This window comes from Phyllobacterium sp. LjRoot231, assembly GCF_964253365.1.
GTDB lineage: Bacteria > Pseudomonadota > Alphaproteobacteria > Rhizobiales > Rhizobiaceae > Phyllobacterium.
The window spans coordinates 2302502-2323780 of sequence record NZ_CAXUQT020000001.1; the positions used below are offsets into that span (position 1 = coordinate 2302502).

Sequence of the window (21279 nt, forward strand, 5' to 3'; positions counted from 1 at the left end):
GGCTCCATGGCTCTCCTCGTCCCGCTCGATATCATCAACGCCGCTTGCGCGCGGATCGGCGTGGATCCGCTTGAGAACTTTGAAGAGGAAACGGACGGCGGCCAGGCCGCCTCTTACATTTATGAGGACGTGGTTGATTTCAATCTCGGGCTTAATCCATTTTATTTTGCGATGGAGTATCGCCAGCTTTCCCGCATCGACGGTGCTACCCCGTTTTCCGGCTATGAATTCGTTTTCGATATCCCTGGCGAGCGGCTGGGGCCTCCCTTGTACCTCTCCGATGATGTGACGGATCCCGATCGGCGTTTCACGGAATATGCGCTGAGCAATGGCCAGGTGCATGCGTCCGTCGAGCCTCTTTTCGGAAAGGTCAAGTTTCGGCCGGATCCGCACCTTTGGATCGCGACATTCAGGACATGCACCATTACTGCCTGCGCATCGCGCCTGGCGCTCGCCCTTGCCTCCGATCGCGCGCTCTACAACGAACTTGACACCGAAGCCTATGGCACACCGTCAGAACAGCGGCGTGGCGGCCAAATGCGGGCGGCAATCTCCGAAGACAGCATGGCACAACCGCCGCGCCGCAGGGATATGCGCAACAATCCTCTCGAACGCGCCTGGAGATCGTAGATGGTTGGCCGTCCTGGGCGTCTGCAATCAGCATGGACAGCGGGAGAACTGGAACCGCTTCTGCATGAGCGCACCGAAATCAAGTATTTCGGCACCGGCGCGAAGCGCATGGAAAATGTCGAAATCGCGCCACAAGGCGGATTTCGCGGTCGTGACGGATTGCGCAGGATCGGTGCTGTAGCGGCAGACGCTGCGAAAATCTTCCCTTTCGATGCTTCAAACGGCGCATCATATGATCTCGTCTTCAGTCCGAACAATGCGCAAGTCTGGTCTGCAACAACTTATTTGTTTGACATTATCGGCATAGGGCTGACTGCGACGATGCTTCCGGAATTCACGGTCGCTCAGCAGCTCGATACCATGCTTCTCTTTCACAACGATCTGGAGACGCGCCGGATAAAGCACCTCGGGCCCACAAATTGGGCTGTCGACAATGCACCTTTCACCGGCGTCCCAAACTACGACTATGGTGGCGTCTATACCAACGGTGTGCCTGCTGTATGGGAATTGGAGTTCGTCGGCTTGTCCTTCACTCCAGGGGCAGAAAGCGTTTTCACGCTGACCGTTTCGGGGCAGGAAACCGTTTCGATCGAATACGGTTCCGATATGCTCATTCTCGCCGCGCGGGTCCAGGCGGCGGTTTTGGATTTGCCGAACACCGCCGCAGGTATCACCGTTCTCTCGTCCTCCGGCGACGCCACTGGCAAGAAAATCCTGATCACTTTTGGCGGAGCAAACAACAGCGGCGACGGGTGGGCGATTTCGGCACGCGTTATCAATAAAGCTGACGCGGCCGTGCTTGCGCTCAAGATTACACCAGGTGTTGCGCCTGGTGAACCATTGTTCTCGGCGGCGCGGGGCTATGCTCATTGTGGCGTTTTCTATGGACAGCGGCTGTTGATAGGCGGCTTCAAGAGCCTGCCGAATGCCTGGATGATGTCAAAAGTCTCCGAGTATTTTAACTACGATGATCGTTTTACAGAGGCGAACGGTCCGGCGCTAATCCCGATGGACGTGCCAGGCGGAGAGCGTATCGAGCGCCTGGTTAGCAGTCGCAGTCTTTTGGTGTTCACCACGAAGGCGGAATATTGGATCGCCGAACGCGCCCTGAGTAAAACGCAAGCACCTAACCATGTGCAATCGTCGCGCAACGGGACACGGCGCGGTGTGCCGGTCATCGAGAATGAGGGCGCGGCGATCTTCTGCCATGCCAACGGCGGCGTGCTTGGTGAAACCCGATACACCGATGTTGAGGGCAATTTCGTCTCGACAGATATTTCGCTTCTCGCCTCTCATCTGATCAGGGACGTTCGGCATCTGGCCGTGCGCCGCGCCACCATTTCCACCGATGGAAATATCGTCGGCGTTGTCACCGGTCCAGGAGAAGCGCGGCTTGCGACGATCCTGCGCGAACAGGACGTGACGGCATTCGCGCGCATGACAACCGACGGGCTTTTTCGTGCGGTCAGCGTCAACGGCCGCAATGAAATGTCCTGGCTTGTCGATCGGCCGGCTGGTCGCCAGCTGGAGCGCTCGGAAGATGGATTGCTGCTCGATGAAGCCATTGATTTCAGCTACGGCACGCCGCAAACCTTTGTCAGCGGCCTCGAAATATTCAACGGCCGCACGGTCTGGTGCATCGGCGACAGAAACGTCTTCGGCCCTTTCGTCGTTTCCGGTGGCGTAATCAGCCTTCCCCGAGCAATTTCATTTGCCACGGTCGGCACGTGGAAACCTCCCATTGTTGAGACATTGCCGCCGCCGCGCACGATCGGTCCAAATCTGGTCATGAAGCGCAAAGCGCGCATTCATTCGGTGCAATTGTCCGTTCTCGATACCACGTCGATCGCGATCGCCGTCAACGGCAAGCCGCTCAAGGATTTGAACCTGGTGCGCTATGGCGCGCTCGCAGACGTGCCGGAGCTCGATGCGCCATTCACCGGCACGATCCCGATCCGTGGCCTGACCGGTTACGTCGATGAACCGACTGTGACCATCAGCCAGATCCGGCCAGGACGTTTCACCGTCCGATCAATCACCATTGAAGCGGCATTATAAAGGGGATCGCCATGGAACTTGCCACCGCCGCTTTCGGCGCATTATTCGGATCATCGGGCCTAGCAGCTGCAGGCGCTACTGCAGGCGCTGGGGCGGCGACGGCGGGCGCTGGCGCTGCCGCCGCTGGCGGTCTCGCTTCCGCATCGTCCGGCGTTCTCTCTGTCCTGCAGGGTGTCTCCGCAACGCTGGGTATTCTCGGCAAGATCGGCGCCGGAAACGCCGCCGCCGACGCGTCCAATCAACAGGCTGATCAGGCTGAACTCGAAAGCAGCCAGGAGCAATTGAAACAGACCCAGCGACAGACAGTCATGAAACGCGAGCTTGCGCGCGTTCTTGGTGAAAACGATGTGACCTTTGCTGCAGCTGGTATCGACCTTTCGAGCGGCATTGCACAGTCGGCGGCCGCCAATGCCACGAAGCGCGCAACCGACGAAATTTCCGTTGACCGTGCCGATAGTGATTTCCGCCGCGCCCTGCTCAAGCAGCGGGCCAGCGGTTTCCGCTCACAAGCCAGATCCTCACGCACAGCGGGGCTCTTGGGCGCGCTCGAAACCGGCGCTGGATATGGCATCGATCTCGCCAAAAGGGGTTAATCATGGTCAATCGTCAATCCAGAAGCCCAGGCGAAATCCGCCGATTTGATGAAACTGCGCAGATCCGTGGTGACGTTCCTTCCTTCGCGGTCGATACCGGCGCGGCCGCTCGGGCTCTCTCCGGTCTCGGCGACGGTCTTTCCGATCGCCTTCGCCAGCTAGCTGACAACGCTGCAGCGCGTGAAGGCGCGCTTGCTGGCCTCGCGGCCGGACAGCAGTCCGGAGCGTCGTATCTCGCTGCCCGAGCGGTCGAGGAGCGCGCTGGTGCGCGGGCGCAGTCGATAGGAAGCGGCAAGCCGTACAAGGTTGCGGATCCGGAAAACACTGATCTTCCGGCCTACGCGCGGGCCTTCCTCAACGCGACTGCAGGCGGTGAGAGTGGCGGAGCGTACAATGTCCGCTATACGCCGAATGGACCGGCGTATTTCGATGATCTGTCCAAGCATCCACGCATTTTCGTAGATGGGCCGGACGGCAAGACATCGGCGGCCGGTCGCTATCAGTTCGTTGCCACGACTTGGGATGGCATCGGAGGTGGTGACTTCTCTCCGAAAAACCAGGACGCCAATGCGTGGAAGCTGGCCCAGCGCGATTATAAGGCCAACACTGGCCGGTCGCTGGACGCGGATTTGCAGAAGAACGGTTTGACGCCTGGCATCACCAGCGCGCTCTCTTCGACATGGAAGGCATTTGAAAGCAACACCGCCGATCATATCGCCACCTATAACGACAGCTTGGCGCGTTTTGGAAACGGTGCAACGGCTCCGGCCGCGCCGGTGGATCCGCTCATTACCGGAGCGACACAACCGCAGCCAGACACGGCTGACGTCAAGGGCCTAATCGCTCCTGGCAACATCGATCTTACCAAGCGTCCGGTGGTGAAAAATTCCGACGGAACGATCAGCACCGTGCGTTCCATCTCTTTCGAAGACAGCGACGGCAAGGAAACGTTGATCCCAACGGTGGCGGATGACGGGTCGAAGATCCTATCCAACAAGGAGGCAATCGAGCAGTATCGAAAGACCGGAAAGCATTTGGGTAAATTCGACAATCCAGATGATGCGACCGCATACGCTAAGTCACTGCACACGCAGCAAGAGGCGCTGTACGCCGACAAAGAGGGGCGGTCTAGCGAACCTCTTTCCACCCAGCCGCTGCAGCTGCGCAATGATGGCACTATTCGCGGTGAAGCCTTTGACCAGGCGGCAACCAACTCCTATTCGTGGCGGCTGCAGCAGGGCATGTCCACGGATATGCAGAATGCCTATCAGGAATTTCAGGACAATCCCTCGGGCTTTCAAAATGCGCTCGGGCAGATCCGCGATAAGTATCTGCAGGACGAAAGCTTTCAAGATCCGCAAATGCGCGAGATCTTTGACAAGCAGTTTGCCGATCGCTCCGAAGCCTACGTGCGTGCTGTTTCCGCCGAACATGAAAAATTCCTTCGCCAGGACGAACAGGCGGCGGCGGCCGAAGGCATCATGGCGCAGACAAGCGACATTGAGCGCCAGGCCTATGTGCTGGGTGGATCGCCCGATGCAGACCGGATCATCGGCGGCCAGGTCGATCGTGCCTCGCGCTCGATCGACAATGCGGTGCAAAACCGCGTCCTGACACCGGCGCAAGGTGCCGAAGCAAAACGCAATATCGCAGAGACGGCGGCAAAGTCGCGGATCCAGGGTGTGTTTTCGCAGCTCGATAGTGCCGAGAAAAAAGAGGCCTTTGCACTTGGCGTCCTGGACGATTGGTCGAAAGGCGAGGGGCCGCTGGCGAATATGCCGTTTAACACGGTCAAAGCCCTGTCGGAAACGCTCTATCGTGACGCGCGCCAGCAGGCAAACGAGGAGAAGGCCAGCAATAGCGTTGAGCGCACGCGCGTCACCGGTCTGATCAATGACGATATTTCTTCCGTTGCCGCGACCGGCAAGGGGCTCAGCACCGACGAAAATGGCATCACGCCGGACCGCGTTGCAAAATTGCTCGGGCCGGAAAAGCTGGCGGAATGGCAGGAAAAACGCGCCTTTGCCGGAAAGGTTTGGGAGGCGTCGGCAGGTATGGAGGCCGACACCGAAGAGGAAATTTCGACCAGGTTGGCGACACTCGCGCCGAAGGCGGGAACGCCGGGCTATGCTGACCAGGAGAAGATTTTTGACGAGGCGGCGAAACGTGCGGCCGCGATCGTCAAAGAGCGCGCAACGGATCCGGCGCTTGCCGTCCAGACCAATTTTCCGGAAGTGAAAGCACTGGCGGATGCGGCAAGGCCAGATGACCCCGCCAGTTTGCAAGCCCTGGTTGCCGCTCGCCTGCAGGCGCAGGAAGCGATCGGCGTGCCGGATCTCGCGCAATCACCGTTGACCAATGACGAGGCATTTAACCTGGCTCGTGCGATTTCCACTGTCCAGGATCCGCGCGCCCAAAATCAGGCGGTGCAGCAGCTCGTCGGCCAGGTGAGCAACGCCTATGGTCCGTATGCCGAAAAAGCATTCTCCCAGGTGATGCAGGCCAAGGGTGTTGACAAGGAGCTTTCCACGCTCGGCACGGCGCTCTTTTTCAAGCTGAACCGCGGCGAGCGCCCGACGCGCGCCGATCAGCGCAACGTCAATGTTCTGCAAGAAACAGCGGCGGCGGAAAATGGCGTTTCGGCCCGCAAGCCCGACGCTTGGCCAATTCCAGGAAGCGCCGCGCGCACCCGCATCACGCACAATCCGCAAGAGGCCGATCAGTTCGATGCGGTTTATGGACCAGGTGCGGCCGCGGAAGTTTTGCGGATCAACAAAATGCCGATCGGCGAGTGGAACCCGATCTATGGGGATGAAGGGGCGAAATAAATGGCGGACAATCCTTATGCGGTTTTGGCGAACGAAAACGCTCCTGCGATCGCACCGGCCGGTGAAACAAATCCTTATGCGGAGATCCAGCGCGACGATGTTTTGAAGGAAGCGCCAGACCCGAGCTATGTCGATCGTTTCAAACTGAATGTCGAGGCGGGCAAGCGATACAATACGGTTGGTGGTGCCCTGGCTGATGCAGTCGGGCCGCAAGCCAAGTTGGACCGGCAATGGTTCGACAAGAGCTACAACAGCTTTCCGGAATGGAGCGGCTTTCTTGAAGGATCGACCGCACTCGCCGGTCAGCTCGTCGGCACGGCCGCCAGCCCTGAAAACTTCGTGCCGATCGGCCTGGGTGAAAAGATTGTTGCACTGTCCGGCAGGGGTGTCAGCGCTCTATGGTCACGAGTATTCGCCGGATCTGTCGACGGCGCCGTGATCAACGCTGCGACTGATCTTGCAATCCAGGGTGTCGAGATCCAGGCAGGCCATCGCGAGAGTTTTGATCCTGTCCAGTACGGCATCGGGATCCTGCTGGGTGCTGGCATCGGCGGTGCTGGCGGCGGTGTCGCTCGGGGCATCGAGAAACTTGCTGCAGGATCCGCCGCGAAAATCGACGCACCTGCGGATCCGGCGCGCGGCATTGAAGCTGATCCGATGAATGGCCGGACCGTCACCATTGCCGATGACCAGGCGAATGCGCCCGCTGGCATGGTGCGCGTCGTTCTGGAAGACGGACAGAGTACGCTTGTCGGAGAAAGCATCCTTTCTCCTTCCGGCCCAAAAACGCCAGAGCGAGTCACAGGCGCGCAAACCGCCGCTCCGGCGTCGCCGCAGTCGTCCCAGCCTGCAAACGCTGCTGTAGCGCGGCCTGTGCCGCAAGCGGAGCCGGTTGGACCTGTTGCGCCCCGTCAAGTTCCCGCTGCAGAGCCGGTTGGTGGCGGCGCAATCCCACGATCGACACCGGACGCCGCCGCTATACCCGATGTCGTGGGGAATGATGGGCTTACGCTGGTGCACGGCAGCGGCAACCCCAACCTGACGTTGAAGGACATTGAGATTGTCCGGACCGGTCAGAAGCAGGCCAAGAAGGGCAGGACCTACGGCGGTCTTTATACCCACACCGAAGGCGATGCTGCACTGGCCGAAGGTTATTCCAGGGCGGAAGGCGGTTCGCCATCGCTTTATGACGTCAAGGTCAAGCCAGGCACGCGGATCCTGAATGCCGAAGGTGACGTCACCCGATTGAGTGCCAAGCGCATTGAAGAATTGAAGGCGCAAGGTGTTGGCGTCATCGTTGGCAAAGATCCGCGTGGCAGATCCGAATGGGTCGTTATCGACAAGGATGCGATTGATTTCGTGTCGCCTCGCAAGCCAGGGGGGCAATCTTCGCCCGTTTCCGCTGAACCGATCGGCGAGCGGCTTTCAAACCAGGCTGCAGCAGTCCGCGGGCTTTCCGTGCAGGAAAAGCGGATCCTCAACGAAGAAGCGCCTTCCCCAGGCAAAGCACCGCAAAAGCCGCGATCGCTTGCCCGCTGGCTGGCCGAAAATGGCGGCATTCAAAATCAGGGCGGCGAGCTGGGCGCTCTCGATCTCAACAAGGTTTTTGTGCCTGGTGCTGGACGCCTGGTGCGCGAAGGCGGAATGACGCTCGATCGCGCGCGGGAGATGGCCGCGCAAAACGGTTATCTTTGGGAGTTTGGCAGTGTTGACGACGCCACGGCGAAAACGTCGGTTGCCGATTTCCTTTCTACGCTTGAGCGCGACGCGCGTGGCGAGAAGGTTTATTCCGAGCATGATCGTGCGGCCGTCGAAAACCTTACGGGACACGAGGACGCGACGGCCGCGCGTGCCAGCCTGCGGCAAAACCTCGATCAATTGTCCCAGGAGATCGATGCCGCGCTCCCGGATGAAATCGTTGTCCGTGCGGCCGAACATATGGACGATGGATTTTCTGCTCCGGACGCTCTTGAGCGTGCGATCATGGAAGACTACTATGCAAACGGCGCACCGATCGCGCTTGAGAGGTCCGATGGCACAGAAATCCCATTCTTCGATGACGGCGCAGGATTGCCTGCGCAACGCCAAGCGGATGCGCGCGCAAGCGGAGACGGCGAGCCCGCTCGACCAGGAAACGCTGTTGCGGACAGCGGGCCAGCTCGAAGCGCTGGCCAAGATCAGATCCGGACAGAGCGCACAGACGCCGGTCAGCAAACCTTAATCGACGGCATTGCGCCGATAACCGACGCGGACCGCTTGGCGGCTCGCGCGGAAAAGCCGTTGCGTGGTGGCGACAAAGCGCCAGGCGGTCTTTTCGATGATGCCGCCCGCGATCAAACCGATATCAGCGAGTTTATGAACATGGCCGCACCGCATGCGGCCGCTCGCAATCGTCCGGTTGCCGGTATCGCGAAAGTGGCGGTTGAGAATATCGCACGTGTACGTGAAACGGCGGAAGCACTGGCCAAGGCGCTTGATGTTTCCGCAACCAGGCAGGGCCGGATCACTGGTGGCAGTCGTGTCCTTGGGACTTATGGAACGCGCTCCGGCGTTGTTCGGGTCCGTTCGCTCGATGACTTCGACACGCTCACGCATGAATACGGTCATCACCTGGAAGCGAAGCTAAAGGATCTCGGACCGCTCAAAAAGAAACACGCGGCCGAGCTGGAGCCTATGGCCTATGCCGGAGCAAACAAGAAGCATTTGCTTTCCGAAGGCTTTGCTGAATTCTTTCGGTTGTGGGTGACAAACCGTCCAGCTGCAGAGAAGGCTGCGCCACAATTTGCGGCCGCCTTTGATCAGTCACTGAAAGCAAATGTTCCGGATATGGCCGCCGCGATCGACGCGGCGCGCGATGCCTGGACCACGTTTCTTGATGCGCCTTCAACTGTCGCCGTTGCCAGCACGATCGTTTCCGCAAAGGAAAAGGGCTGGCTCGGAAAATCCAAGGAGGCGCTGCAGCAATCCGGTGTGGCCGGAACGATCGGCGAAGTGCTGCAGCGCTTCTACACGTTCACGTTTGATGCTTTGAACCCGATCAATCGCGCCGTAAGGGCGTTGAGTGATCTGCATATGCAGAACACCGGAAAGCCGATCAATATCAAGGTTTCCGACGATCCGCATAAGCTGGCGCTCATGTCGCGCGGCGCATTTTCGGCCGGTCACATGGATCTTGTTCATGGCGTTGTGCCCTATCGCGCCACCAATCCCGCAAGCCCGTCACTGCGCGATGCGTTGATTGAAGCAATGGGAAAGCCGAATTTCCTGTCGAAATGGGAGGACGGCAGCGCCCGCGATTTTGGCTCCTATCTTTGGTCGCGCCGCGCCCTGGGTGAATGGGACCGTTACGACCAGGGATCAATCCCAAATCCACCCGACAAGCTCACCAGGGGCGATCATCTGCAAAACGTGGCGGATCTTGAGGCGGCCAATCCGCAGTATGTTTCAGCAGCTGACAAGGTGCATCAATTTGCCTTGGAGATGTGGAAGAAAAAGCGCGATGCCGGTCTCATCACTTCGGAACAGTATGACGAAGGTCTGTTGATCCGCGACTATGTGCCTGGTCGTCGTGATTTCAGCGAGACGGCCGATGGGCAGATCTCGGGCAAGCCGAGCGGCGGTAAAGCCAAGAGCGGCTTTGTTCGGCGTTTTGGCGGATCCAAAAAGGACGTAATCAATCCGATCGAAAGCCTGATTTCCGATGCATATGAAACGTCAATGGCGATCGTTCGCAATGATGTTATCAAGACTTTGGACCGGCTGGCACGAAATGCCGGTGTCGGTGCTGGTGCGATCGCCGAGCGTATTCCGGTCAAGGAGCTGCGCGGCAGCGTCGTCGATCCTTTGGAAGCCATCGAAAGCGCCGCCAAGAATGCCGGACTTTCGCGGCCGGATATCGTGGCATTGCGCGATATGGTCGAGGGTGCGATCGGCGATGAGAAGGCCAATATTTTTCGGCCGGCTATGATCAACGAGAAGGGTGAAGCGATCGCGTTCTTCCGCGACGGCGGCGAGCTGCGCGCGTTGCGCCTGGCTGACGGCAAGTTTGGCAAGGAAATGTATCAGGCCTTGACCGGCATGGGGCCTGTCGAGAAAAACTTTTTCATCGAAATGCTGGCTTGGCCAGCCCGTATCCTGCGCATCGGTATCACCGCCGCGCCGGAATTCATTCTCGCCAATGTGATCCGCGACCAGGTTCTGTCAGCCGTTTTCTATGGCAAGCCGTTCAAACGTCTGGCGTCAACGTTGAAAGGCGCAACCGATGACGTGCTTGGCCGCGACACCGCGCGGCTCTATTCCAGCGTCTACGGCTTATCGGGCGGCGCTGAAACGGCTGGCCTGGCGGAAACCATGGTCAAACGGGATCTCCAGGGGCTCCGACGCAAAGGGTGGGCAACGCAGCGCCTTTCCAGCTTCTCCGGAATTTTCGAGGCGACAGAGCTCGCAGAAACAGCAACACGGATTGGTCTGTTCAAAACGTTCGTCGATGAGGCAAAAGCGAGGGGCCTGGATAATTATGAAGCCGCGATGGAGGCAAGCTGGCAGGCCAGAAGCTTTATCGATTTTGATCGGCGCGGATCCGGCATGGGTGCTGCTGCAAAGATAATACCGTTTCTCAATGCCTCGCTGCAGGGCCTAGACAAATTCCGGATGCACATGCTCACGCCCGTCGCCAAGAAAATGATGGGCGAAACATTAAACGTCGAGGAAAGCCGCGCCCTGGGGCAATCGGTAAAGAGCTGGGCGCGCCTTGCCGCATTGGTGACTTTATCGACTTCTCTCTATGCCCTGATGAGCCGCAATGAGGATCAGGACGAAATTTCGGTGCAAACGAGATCCACGCACTGGATGGTGAAGTGGGGCGATAAGTGGATTGCGGTTCCAAAGCCGCACGAACTGGCTGTATTCGCCAACCTCGGGGAGGCGGCCTATGATGCCATATCGAGAAATGACGCAACCGCCTTCAGCAAATGGGGCGATAGCCTCTTTTACACGCTCACACCGCCGTCCATCATTGAGGGCAATCCGGCAATCAGCAGCTATTTCGAGATGAAAGCGAATAAAAGCTTTTTCACCGGCGCGCCGATCGTGCCCGAGCATCTGCAGGGAATGGAGCCTTTTCAGCAATACACGGAAAAGACTTCGAAACTTTCCAGGCAGATCGGCGGCATGTTCGGGCTCGCGCCGGTGGAATGGGATCATCTGATTTTGGCACACACCGGCAGTATCGGGCGCGGGTTGCTGTCCCTTTACGATATGGCGCAGCCGGATGCGCCAGGTTATGCCCTGGATGACGCTCCAATTTCTCGCCGGTTCATCAAGGATGCATCTCGCGGATCTCAATCCGTCACGCGGTTTTGGGAAATGGCAGCGCAGAGAGGCGGCGAACTGGAAGGGAAAGCCGCAACATGGCGCTCGCTGTTCGAAACAGGCGATGCAGCTGGAGCGGCCGATTACCTGGCGAAACAAAAGGATGAGGCGAAGGCCTATATCTCGATCGCCATGATGGACGCGAAAACCGCGCGACTGCATCCAATGGTTCGCGCACGAGGAGCTGTTCAATCGATCGGTGCTGTCCGGCGCGACCTGACGGCGAACCGGCTGACAGATCGTTATGGTGATCCGATCGAGATCTCGTCTGCAGCTCGCACCGCTGCAGACGATATTCTTTCAAAGATGGCGATGGCGATCGAGCGCAATGCCCTGGTGGCGATTGGAGAGCCAGGCTGGTCACAGCGCGCGGAAATTGATGAGCAAGGGTTCTACCGCGAGCTGCAGGCGGTATCGCCGGAATTGACGCAACGGCTTGCGGATGCCTATGCCACGAAGAAAGTGTGGGATTGGGATGCGGTGAAAGCGGCTTGGCCGGATCTCCGATCGCGCGCGATCGCGGAAGGATCGGAGGCCATTACCTTGGATCTCGTGCGGACGGTCGAGGCGGAAGGCAATCCGCTTGAAGGCGGCGTGAAGATCAAGCGCAAACAAAAACCAGCTTTGATCCCCGCGCCACAATAGAGTTTACCCTACCTCGCCTGCCTCATGATGCACCCAAGATCGATTTTGGGGTGCATCATGAGCGTCATATTTCCAATAAATACGGATGTCCGATTTCGCCAGATTATTGCATCTGCCGGTCAGACCCTTTTCGCGATCGCATTTCCGTTCCAGGACGACGCCGATGTGACAATCGAAAAGATTGATCTCGCTGGGAACAGAGCGGTCCTCAGCTATCCAGGCAACTACTTGATAAGCGGAGCCGGATCACCGTCCGGTGGAAGTTTCACGCTTACCGTGCCCGCTCTTGCTGGCGAAAAATACCGGATAGTCGGCACAGCAATCATTGATAGACTAATATCCGTTGTTAGAAACGGGCGCTTTTCCAGCGATGCTATCGATAGTGACTTGGATCGAAGCCGAATAATTCAGCAAGAGCAGGAACGCGATATTGATCGTGCTCTGAAGTTTGATTTCGGCACATCTTTCAGCCTGATTGCTGCACCCATTGACGGGGCTTCTTTGGTTTGGAGGCTTGTCGGCCAGTCTTGGACTATCGTAAATGGTCCGGACACGGAATTTGAGGCAACGGCTTGGCGGCAAGCATTGGCTGAAGAACAGGCCAATCGCATCGCGGGTGATGATGCGCTGCATCTGCAAATCGACGGAATTGTTCCAACAGTCACAAATCTAACCGCGCAAGCTGCCGCATCGGCCAGTTCGGCGGCGACCTCGGAAGCTGCAGCCAATCAGTTGGTTCAAGCCGCAACAGCTGGCTTCACTGGTTTTCCCGACGGTCAAATCTATGACTGGGGCCGTGTGACCGAAACTATCACATATTTCAACCAAAATTGGGGTCGCGTTACCGACCCTGTAACACCTTAAAAGAGGCGATCAAATGGCCAATCAAATTAGCATCCGTAAGGGTACAGCCGCCGAGATCGCCGCATTCACCGGCGTAATGGGTGAGTTGGTGATGAACGAGACAGACGTTACCGTACACGTCCAAGATGGTGTTACGCCAGGTGGCAAACGCCTGGCCAAGTATTCCGAACTTCCAAATTTCGGCAATAATGGTGTGTTTGACCAGACACCAACCGGATTTTTCTGGGATCCTGATGGCGCGCGCATTCACCGTGTCCACGACCGATTTCTTATAGACGAGGCCGCTGCTACCTTCGACGGATCAAACAACGAGTTTGGTTCGTATGTCGCCACGGTGGGCGGGACTGGCTATATCGACCGTTGCGCTACGTTTGCATCATATTCCTCTCGCGGCGGCATCGGTGGCGCTTTCGCGTCTCGGGTGCATGACATTTACAGGTCATTCCCACTTCAGCATCCCGGTCCGGTACCGTCTGTTTGGACTTCAGGCGGCACGGCAACATTGGGTCAACGTGTGGCCTATGGCGGGCGCGTTTACAACATCACGACAGGCGGCACTTACTCGACGACACCACCCGCCCACATAACGGGATCGGCGGCAAACGGCACTGCGACGCTGCAGTTTGTTGATTTCACCTATATGACATCGGCGGCGCTCACAGCATTTGCTATTCAGGATAGTCCTGATCCAGATACCTGCGCCTTTGCCATGTATGCAGAGGTGGTCAACACGGAACCCACTCCCTCCTACATCGCGGAGTGGAACGCCAAAAATAAGACTGCTCTTAATCCCGTCAATGGGCCGTATAGCCGTTTTGCGATGTGCATGGGGCTTGGCCTTGCTGCCGGTGGTGATCCAAATGCGGGCGCTCCAACCAATCCATCCTCGTCGGCAATTTTGATCTATCGGAACGGCCATACGTGGAATACTGGCATTGTCTTTGATGCTATCGGCATTACGGGTACGGATGGTGTTACCGGATTTGGAACCGCCATTAAGATGGCGCGCGGCCATGTCGTGACGTGGCAGTATGCTGGCAGTAACAACGGGTTCGATCTCGTCTCAACTGTTGACACTGCAAACTCAAAGCAGACCTTGAGCATTGACAACACAGGCGCTTCGTTCCTCAACAATTCCGGCCTTGCCAACTTCAAGGTTACTGCCGTAGCGGGGACGGTAACGGGTCATCTTGAGGCTGTGGGATCTACCGCCGCACAGCCTGCGCTAAAAGCAGATGGCACCGCCGCAAACATCACGATCAACCATCAGCCCAAAGGTACGGGCACGAACTACTCAACGGCGTTCTGGGCGGGAAATGCTGACGGATCATTTGGTGGCAAGTTGCAGATGCGCGGGAACTTCGGTGCAAGCTATGTCTCATTCCGCCAAAACGGCGCAAACCTCGAAATCTACGTAGATGCTACCTTGTTCAAGACAATCTAAAGGACCGACCAGACATGGCACAGATGCCGCAAATGCACGTACTCAATATCACCGATGAACAGCTTAACATTATCGCGACGGGCTTGAGCGAACTTCCATACAGGCTCGCTGCTCCCGTATTTGCCGCGATCAATGCGCAGATAAACGAAGCTCAAGCAAAAGTGGCGGCTGTCAGACCGGACGGAGAATGACGGATAGCTGATATGGGTCTAGGGTGCTGGTATCGTATTCCAGCATTTCCCATCCTTCGCGATTGAAGAATTTCAGGTCGATCGAGGCATCACCATAGGAACCGTCAGACCACGAATGCGGCAAGAACGCAAAGCCGTGGTTCTTATGGTCGGCCTCGGCTTGAATTATTTGTTCCGGGGTAGCCGTCCCCCAAGGCAACCGCCAGAATTCAATAGGGCGGATGGTGAGGACATAGAGACCGTCAGACTTAATGACCTTGCGAACCGCCCTGAGCGCGGCCGTCGCTGCTTCCTCTGATAGATGCGTAAACACCGAAAAAGATATCGCGAGGTCAAAGCGTGTTCCATCAACGGGCAGATCAACCGGGATCGGCTCACTCAATACCAGATGACCAGGAACCCCCGCCTTAGTTGAGTGCTCCAGTGCCTGAGGCCAAGGGTCAAGGCCCCACAGATTATCAGGGTTAGTGAAATACAGCATGGAGCGGATGTTGCGGCCATATCCAACACCGAGATCAAGAATCGTCGCGCCCTTGATGGTGCGGTTTGTATGGCGCGCGATGGCGGTTTCAACGACCCTCGCGAACGCTGCGGTCTGCGCGAACAATGTGACACCGGTCGCGCCTGTCATTCCGAGCTGAACATCCTCGGGTGCCATACGAGGTAGCACCTTTGACAGATGCGGATACGTTTCGTTGGGCATAGAGATCATCAGAAGCCCGAAATCCTCCAAACTGAGTTTCCGCAACGTTGTGAGAATTTCGGGTAGCGGCTTGCCATGAAAGGCGAACGACTCAGCCTTGTTGATGATTTCGTTTGTGAAAGAAAATAAAGTCATACCCACTACCCCCAGAACTGACCCGCTGATATTTCGCCAGCACGTTACATATTGGAAAGTCTGGCGCAACCCCTCTACCCTCTTGTCAGTTGACCGTTGTGGCTTCGCGCTATTCTCGGGGCATCTTCAAAGAGGTGCACCATGGCTCGTGAAACCCTACCTGCAGCGCTACAACTCCTGTTCGGAGATGAGGGCGGATACTCCAACAGCAAATCAGACAGCGGCGGCCCGACGAAATACGGCATCACGCACAAAACGTTGGCCGCCGATCGCGGCGTTGCATCGGTTAGCGCCGAGCAGGTGATGGCAATGACACTGAAAGAAGCGACGGATATTTATCGCAAATCGTACTGGTCACAATCGGGTGGCGATCTTTTGCCGATCGGGCTCGACTATGCGGTCTTCGACTTCGGGGTTAACAGTGGACCGGCCACGGCCGTCAAAAAACTCCAGGACGTTCTAGGTATTGCGCAAGATGGGATCATCGGCGTTGCGACTGTTTCTGCTGTCAGCTCGTACAAAGGCGGACTGCGCAAATTGATCGTGGATTATTGCAACCGCCGCATGAAATACCTTCAATCGCTTGGCGGAAAGACGGGATTTTCCGCTAACGGCCGTGGCTGGACTATTCGTGTGACCGGCGTAGATCCGAAGGGCCAGTGGAAGTCAACGCCTGGTGTCGTCGGAAACGCGCTTTCCCTTGTAGCAAAAGAGCCGGCCTGGCCAACTGCCGTTCCGGATCCGGCCGGATCCGCCAAAGCCAGCCAGAAAGATCTGTCCATAGTTGAGACGATCAAGAAGCCGGAGGCGTGGGGGCCTGCAGCTGGATTGCTCACAGCATTGACCGGCCTCGCAGCTGGCACCGGCCCTGTGCAGTGGGCTTTGGGCGCAGTGATGGTTCTTGGTGTCGGCTATGGCATTTATCGCCTGGTGCAGCGCGATCGGGAGAGCGCTTGATGCTCTCCGCTCTCAAGTATTGGCAAATAGGGGTGGGCGCAGTCCTGGGCGCGCTGCTCTCTGCAGGGCCGGTGTACCTCTATGGGACAAGCCAGGGTCGCCAGCAAAGCGCCGTGGCGGCCGTGAAAGAAACTGCGAAGGCCTATCAGGAAAGGGCAACCACCGATGAAAAAATACATTCTCTGGATCCTGTTGCCCTTTGTGTTGAGCTTGGCGGCCTGCGGGACGAATGTGCCGCCCAGCTGCGCGGGATGGAAGAAGATCCCGATCAAGCCGGTGACGGCGGTTTACCTGGCCGGAAATGATGTTCCAGCTGGGCAGGGTATCGCCTCGCATAATAGCTTTGGCAAAACGAGAGAGTGCTGGTGATGGTGGACGTTCGCACACAAAATATCGCTGACAGTGTTTTGCTTAGGGCAATCGCGAGGGTGTCAATGGCGCTCGCAATTCCTCTTATCTCTTCGATCGTCTATCTTGGATCCGGATGGCTCAATAATAAATTTGATACCCAGGAGAAAACGGCGGAGCAGGCTGTGTTGATGCAGACGAGCCGGATCGATCGTATCGAGACAACCGCGACCACGGCAATCGAGCAATCCGCGAAGGTCAATGAGCGGTTGATGGTGGTCGAAACTAAGCAGGTGACGGCCGATGCGACGGCGGCAAATTTTCAGAAAGACACCTTGATCCGGCTCGATCGCCTGCAGGACAGTATGGTCAGCATGTCCAATGCGATCGCGGCGTTGACGGCAACGATGCAGGCGCGCGAGGATTACGATCGCCGCAAAATCAATCCTCCATAAACCATGGGAAAAACCGCTGATTTCCTATTGCTTTCCCACGGACCCCCACTATAAGCGATTGAAAAGGTTAAGGGTGGCGAAAACTCTTAATCAGCGGGTCGTAGGTTCGATCCCTACTGTGCCCACCATTCTTTTGAAAAAAGGGCCGCATGGCCCTTTTTTCATGCCTGCAAAAGCTAGAGGAGATTTTCCATGAGCATTCGCCGTATTGAAGTTGGTCCGCGCATGAGCCAAGCCGTTATCCACGGCAACACCGTCTACCTGGCCGGTCAGGTGGGCGGTCCGGGCAAGAGCGTGACCGAGCAGACCAAGGATGTTCTGGCTTCGATCGATCGCCTGCTCAAGGAAGCCGGTTCCGACAAGTCCAAGCTGTTGCAAGCCATTATCTGGCTCGACGACATGAAGGACTTCGGCGAGATGAATGCCGTGTGGGATGCTTGGGTCGATCCGGCAAACACTCCGGCACGCGCGACCGGCGAAGCCAAGCTCGCAACGCCGGAATATAAGGTCGAAATCATCATCACGGCTGCAATCTGAGATCATCTCTGATTCGGCGTACGTCGCGCGAATTTCGCTGCTGGCGACAGAACACAAAATCATGCTGCCCACGTCAGCAGAATAGTTGGCGTGGTGGCATACTCAAGTAAATTGCTTGAGCGCACTGGATTTTTGGCACGGAAATGAATAGAGTCCGCGCTTCTCCGGATTGCCGTAGTGGCAATTCTTCAAACGCTTGTCTGATTGTGGTCAATCGTCTCTCCGCAAGACGAGGCAAGCATGGGTAAGGAAAACGATTGCAAGTTCTCGTTCGTGATAACAATGTTGAACAGGCCCTACGGGTCCTGAAGAAGAAGATGCAGCGGGAAGGTCTCTTCCGCGAAATGAAGGCGCGCCAGGCTTTTGAAAAGCCATCCGAGCGCCGTGTCCGTGAAAAAGCAGAAGCCGTTAGCCGTGCCCGCAAGGCTGCACGCAAGCAGGCTCAGCGTGAAGGCCTGTTGCCAGGTCCGAAGAAAAAAGAACGCGTTGCCCGCCCAGCCGGTAATAACGGCAGCGATTTCAGCAGATAGTCCGTGACCGGCCCGTCCGGTCATTTATAAACGCGACAGAACCCGCATGGTGCAGGCCGTAGCGGGTTTCGTTTTGAAGACCTTTCGATAACTTCACTCTGATGGCCATCTGATGCGATTTTCTGCGCTTGCCTAGGCTCACGGACCAAAAAGTCCGCTGCGCTCCGGTTCTCGCAAACCCCACCAGCTGACTCATCAGACTGAATTCTCGAAAGTCTCGGCGCCGAGAGAATCCGACTTTGGCCGGTTACCAAAAGGTGCCTTCTTGTGCAGTGCGGCAACGACTCCCTATTCATACGGTCACAAGATTCATCTGTATGGAGACGCGTTGAATGGCACTCAAACTCAACATCATCATCGCCAGCACGCGGCCGGGCCGCGGTGGTCCGGCAGTTGCAAACTGGTTCAATGAATTTGCCAAGCAAGATGGGCGGTTTGAACCTGTCCTCATCGACCTTGTCGACGTTAACCTGCCGATCCTCGATGAGCCGAACCATCCCAAGATGATGAAGTATGAACATGCCCACACGAAGAAGTGGAGCGCGATCATCGATTCTGCTGATGCTTATGTCTTCGTCACGCCGGAATATGACTACAACGCCCCGCCGTCTTTGATCAACGCGCTGGTTTATCTGTCGAATGAATGGAGCTACAAGCCCGCGGGCTTCGTCAGCTATGGCGGCGTATCGGGCGGATTGCGTTCGGTCGAATCGGTAAAGGGTTTGGTTGCCGGCTTGCACATGGTGCCGATTCCAGAGGGTGTTCCCGTGCCGACCTACAGGCAATTCATCAATGACGAAGGCGTGTTCGAGCCCAATGATCTGATGGCAACCGGCGCAACGACCATGCTGACCGAATTGCTCAAGTGGGCGACGGCTCTCAAACCTTTGCACACGTCGTGATCTATCGACCCGCTTGACAACTGCGTCGCCAGCGGGTCACATAAACTCATTCACCAGGGGAGTCCCGACAAGGGGCTGAGATACTGCTGGCTTTTGCAGCGCAGTGACCCGTTGAACCTGATCCAGTTCATACTGGCGTAGGGACGGTGCAAAAGTCTTCGCATAGAGTGTCTTGGCACTCGGTCTCTACTCAGACTCGCGAACTCCTTTCATCCTTCCGGCACAGAACTGGGTTTCCATGCAAAAAAGCAAAGGAACCTGATGATGACCGTATTTGATCCAACTGTTTCAAGCACCCCACCCGTTTCGGCAGGACCGCTGCCTGCGTCGACCAAAATATACAAAACCGGACACATTCATCCCGATATCCGCGTGCCCATGCGCGAAATCGCCGTTCACCCGACTGCCGGTGAGCCCAACGTCACGGTTTATGATTCCTCTGGTCCGTACAGCGATCCTTCGGCAGAAATCGATATTGCCAGGGGTATCCCGCGTGTTCGCGAAAGCTGGCTCGCCGCGCAGGGCGATACCCATTCCTATGACGGTCGCCGTGTCATCCCGGCGGACAATGGCTTTGCCACGGGCGAACGGCTGACACCCGAATTTCCTATCCGCAACAATCCGTTGAAGGCAAGGGACGGCAAGGCTGTCACCCAGCTTGCTTATGCAAGGGCTGGCATTATCACGCGGGAAATGGAGTATGCCGCGATCCGCGAAAATCTGGGCCGGGAGAGTGCAACGAATGGTGTCTTGCGCGACGGCGAATCGTTCGGTGCATCAATCCCCGATCATGTGACACCGGAATTCGTCCGCGAAGAGATAGCGCGGGGACGGGCGATCATTCCAGCCAATATCAATCATCCCGAGCTTGAGCCGATGATCATCGGCCGTAATTTCCTGGTCAAGATCAACGCCAATATCGGCAATTCCGCAGTGACTTCCTCCATGGCCGAGGAAGTGGAAAAGATGGTCTGGGCCACGCGCTGGGGCGCGGATACGGTGATGGATCTCTCCACCGGGCGCAATATTCACAATATACGCGAATGGATTATCCGGAATTCGCCGGTGCCGATCGGTACGGTGCCGCTCTATCAGGCACTGGAAAAGGTTGATGGTATTGCTGAAGACCTCACATGGGAGGTTTATCGCGACACGCTGATCGAACAAGCCGAGCAGGGCGTGGATTATTTCACGATTCATGCGGGTGTGCGGCTGCATTGTATACCGCTGACGGTGAACCGTGTGACCGGCATCGTATCGCGCGGTGGTTCGATCATGGCGAAGTGGTGCCTGCATCACCATCGCGAAAGCTTCCTCTATGAGCATTTCGAGGAGATCTGCGATATTTGCCGAGCCTACGATGTAAGCTTTTCGCTGGGCGATGGTCTGCGTCCGGGCTCGATCGCCGATGCCAATGACGCGGCGCAGTTTGCTGAACTCGAAACCTTGGGCGAACTCACCCAGATTGCCTGGGCCAAGGATTGCCAGGTGATGATCGAGGGTCCCGGCCACGTACCGATGCACAAGATCAAAGAGAATATGGACAAGCAGCTCGCGGTTTGCGGCGAGGCGCCATTCTATACGCTTGGACCACTCACCACGGATATTGCGCCTGGTTATGATCACATCACGTCCGGGATCGGTGCCGCGATGATCGGCTGGTTTGGAACGGCGATGCTTTGCTATGTGACGCCGAAAGAACATCTCGGTTTGCCCAATCGTGATGATGTCAAAGTCGGCGTGATCACCTACAAGATTGCAGCCCACGCCGCCGATCTCGCCAAGGGCCATCCAGCAGCGCAGCTTCGCGATGATGCCCTGTCACGGGCGCGTTTCGAGTTTCGCTGGGAGGACCAGTTCAACCTGTCGCTCGACCCGGAAACGGCGCGTCTCTACCATGATGAGACACTGCCCAAGGAAGCGCACAAGGTGGCGCATTTCTGCTCGATGTGCGGACCCAAATTCTGCTCCATGCGCATCTCCCACGACATCCGTGCCGAGGCGCAAAAGGAAGGCATGGCTGCCATGGCGGAGAAATTTCGCGAGGGTGGCAATCTCTACATGCCGCTGAACAATGGTGCCTGAAGGA

Annotated in this window: 16 protein-coding genes and 1 riboswitch; of the genes, 15 read left to right on the forward strand and 1 reads right to left on the reverse strand. The window is 57.2% G+C overall.

Annotated features, from left to right (window positions below; translation table 11 throughout):
- Window positions 1–6 precede the first annotated feature (6 nt).
- Genes ACSQ3H_RS11330 through ACSQ3H_RS11365 form a run of 8 tightly spaced genes read left to right on the forward strand, consistent with a single transcriptional unit; the run spans window position 7 to window position 14623 of the window.
- A complete protein-coding gene (locus ACSQ3H_RS11330; RefSeq protein ID WP_436117153.1) occupies window positions 7–630 on the forward strand; it encodes a hypothetical protein in 624 nt (207 codons plus the stop codon).
- Window positions 631–2688: a hypothetical protein gene (locus ACSQ3H_RS11335; RefSeq protein WP_436117154.1), complete on the forward strand. Its 2058-nt coding sequence runs from the start codon at window positions 631–633 to the stop codon at window positions 2686–2688.
- A gap of 11 nt (window positions 2689–2699) precedes the next feature.
- Entirely contained in the window at window positions 2700–3281 is a 582-nt protein-coding gene (locus tag ACSQ3H_RS11340) for a hypothetical protein (protein ID WP_436117155.1), read from the forward strand.
- 2 nt (window positions 3282–3283) lie between these two features.
- Complete coding sequence (locus tag ACSQ3H_RS11345) at window positions 3284–6109, forward strand: hypothetical protein (protein ID WP_436117156.1); 2826 nt, start codon at window positions 3284–3286, stop codon at window positions 6107–6109.
- Window positions 6110–12124: an LPD38 domain-containing protein gene (locus ACSQ3H_RS11350; RefSeq protein ID WP_436117157.1), complete on the forward strand. Its 6015-nt coding sequence runs from the start codon at window positions 6110–6112 to the stop codon at window positions 12122–12124.
- A 57-nt stretch (window positions 12125–12181) separates the two neighbouring features.
- A complete protein-coding gene (locus ACSQ3H_RS11355; protein WP_436117158.1) occupies window positions 12182–12988 on the forward strand; it encodes a hypothetical protein in 807 nt (268 codons plus the stop codon).
- A 13-nt stretch (window positions 12989–13001) separates the two neighbouring features.
- On the forward strand, window positions 13002–14432 hold the full coding sequence (locus tag ACSQ3H_RS11360; RefSeq protein ID WP_436117159.1) for a hypothetical protein: 1431 nt from the start codon (window positions 13002–13004) through the stop codon (window positions 14430–14432).
- Between the two features lie 14 nt (window positions 14433–14446).
- A complete protein-coding gene (locus ACSQ3H_RS11365) occupies window positions 14447–14623 on the forward strand; it encodes a hypothetical protein (protein ID WP_436117160.1) in 177 nt (58 codons plus the stop codon).
- On the opposite strand, the gene ACSQ3H_RS11370 is transcribed toward ACSQ3H_RS11365, so the two are convergent.
- Complete coding sequence (locus ACSQ3H_RS11370) at window positions 14604–15461, reverse strand: class I SAM-dependent methyltransferase (protein ID WP_436117161.1); 858 nt, start codon at window positions 15459–15461, stop codon at window positions 14604–14606. The two genes, ACSQ3H_RS11365 and ACSQ3H_RS11370, sit on opposite strands and share 20 nt — an antisense overlap.
- A 141-nt stretch (window positions 15462–15602) precedes the next feature.
- On the opposite strand from ACSQ3H_RS11370, the gene ACSQ3H_RS11375 reads away from it, so the two are divergent.
- From ACSQ3H_RS11375 to thiC, 7 genes are all read left to right on the forward strand, one after another.
- On the forward strand, window positions 15603–16418 hold the full coding sequence (locus ACSQ3H_RS11375; RefSeq protein WP_436117162.1) for a glycoside hydrolase family 108 protein: 816 nt from the start codon (window positions 15603–15605) through the stop codon (window positions 16416–16418).
- Entirely contained in the window at window positions 16418–16723 is a 306-nt protein-coding gene (locus ACSQ3H_RS11380) for a hypothetical protein (protein WP_436117163.1), read from the forward strand. Before ACSQ3H_RS11375 ends, ACSQ3H_RS11380 begins: the two co-directional genes overlap by 1 nt.
- Before the next feature lie 129 nt (window positions 16724–16852).
- Entirely contained in the window at window positions 16853–17221 is a 369-nt protein-coding gene (locus tag ACSQ3H_RS11385; RefSeq protein ID WP_436117164.1) for a hypothetical protein, read from the forward strand.
- Window positions 17222–17413: 192 nt separating this feature from the next.
- On the forward strand, window positions 17414–17758 hold the full coding sequence (locus tag ACSQ3H_RS11390; RefSeq protein ID WP_436117165.1) for a RidA family protein: 345 nt from the start codon (window positions 17414–17416) through the stop codon (window positions 17756–17758).
- 257 nt (window positions 17759–18015) lie between these two features.
- On the forward strand, window positions 18016–18288 hold the full coding sequence (gene rpsU, locus ACSQ3H_RS11395; protein WP_436117166.1) for a 30S ribosomal protein S21: 273 nt from the start codon (window positions 18016–18018) through the stop codon (window positions 18286–18288).
- A gap of 332 nt (window positions 18289–18620) precedes the next feature.
- Window positions 18621–19190, forward strand: coding sequence for an NADPH-dependent FMN reductase (locus ACSQ3H_RS11400; RefSeq protein WP_436117167.1), 570 nt, complete (start codon window positions 18621–18623; stop codon window positions 19188–19190).
- 45 nt (window positions 19191–19235) lie between these two features.
- Window positions 19236–19352, forward strand: a riboswitch (TPP riboswitch).
- A gap of 99 nt (window positions 19353–19451) precedes the next feature.
- Window positions 19452–21275, forward strand: a complete 1824-nt coding sequence (gene thiC / locus ACSQ3H_RS11405) for a phosphomethylpyrimidine synthase ThiC (RefSeq protein WP_436117168.1) — start codon at window positions 19452–19454, stop codon at window positions 21273–21275.
- Window positions 21276–21279: the final 4 nt, after the last annotated feature.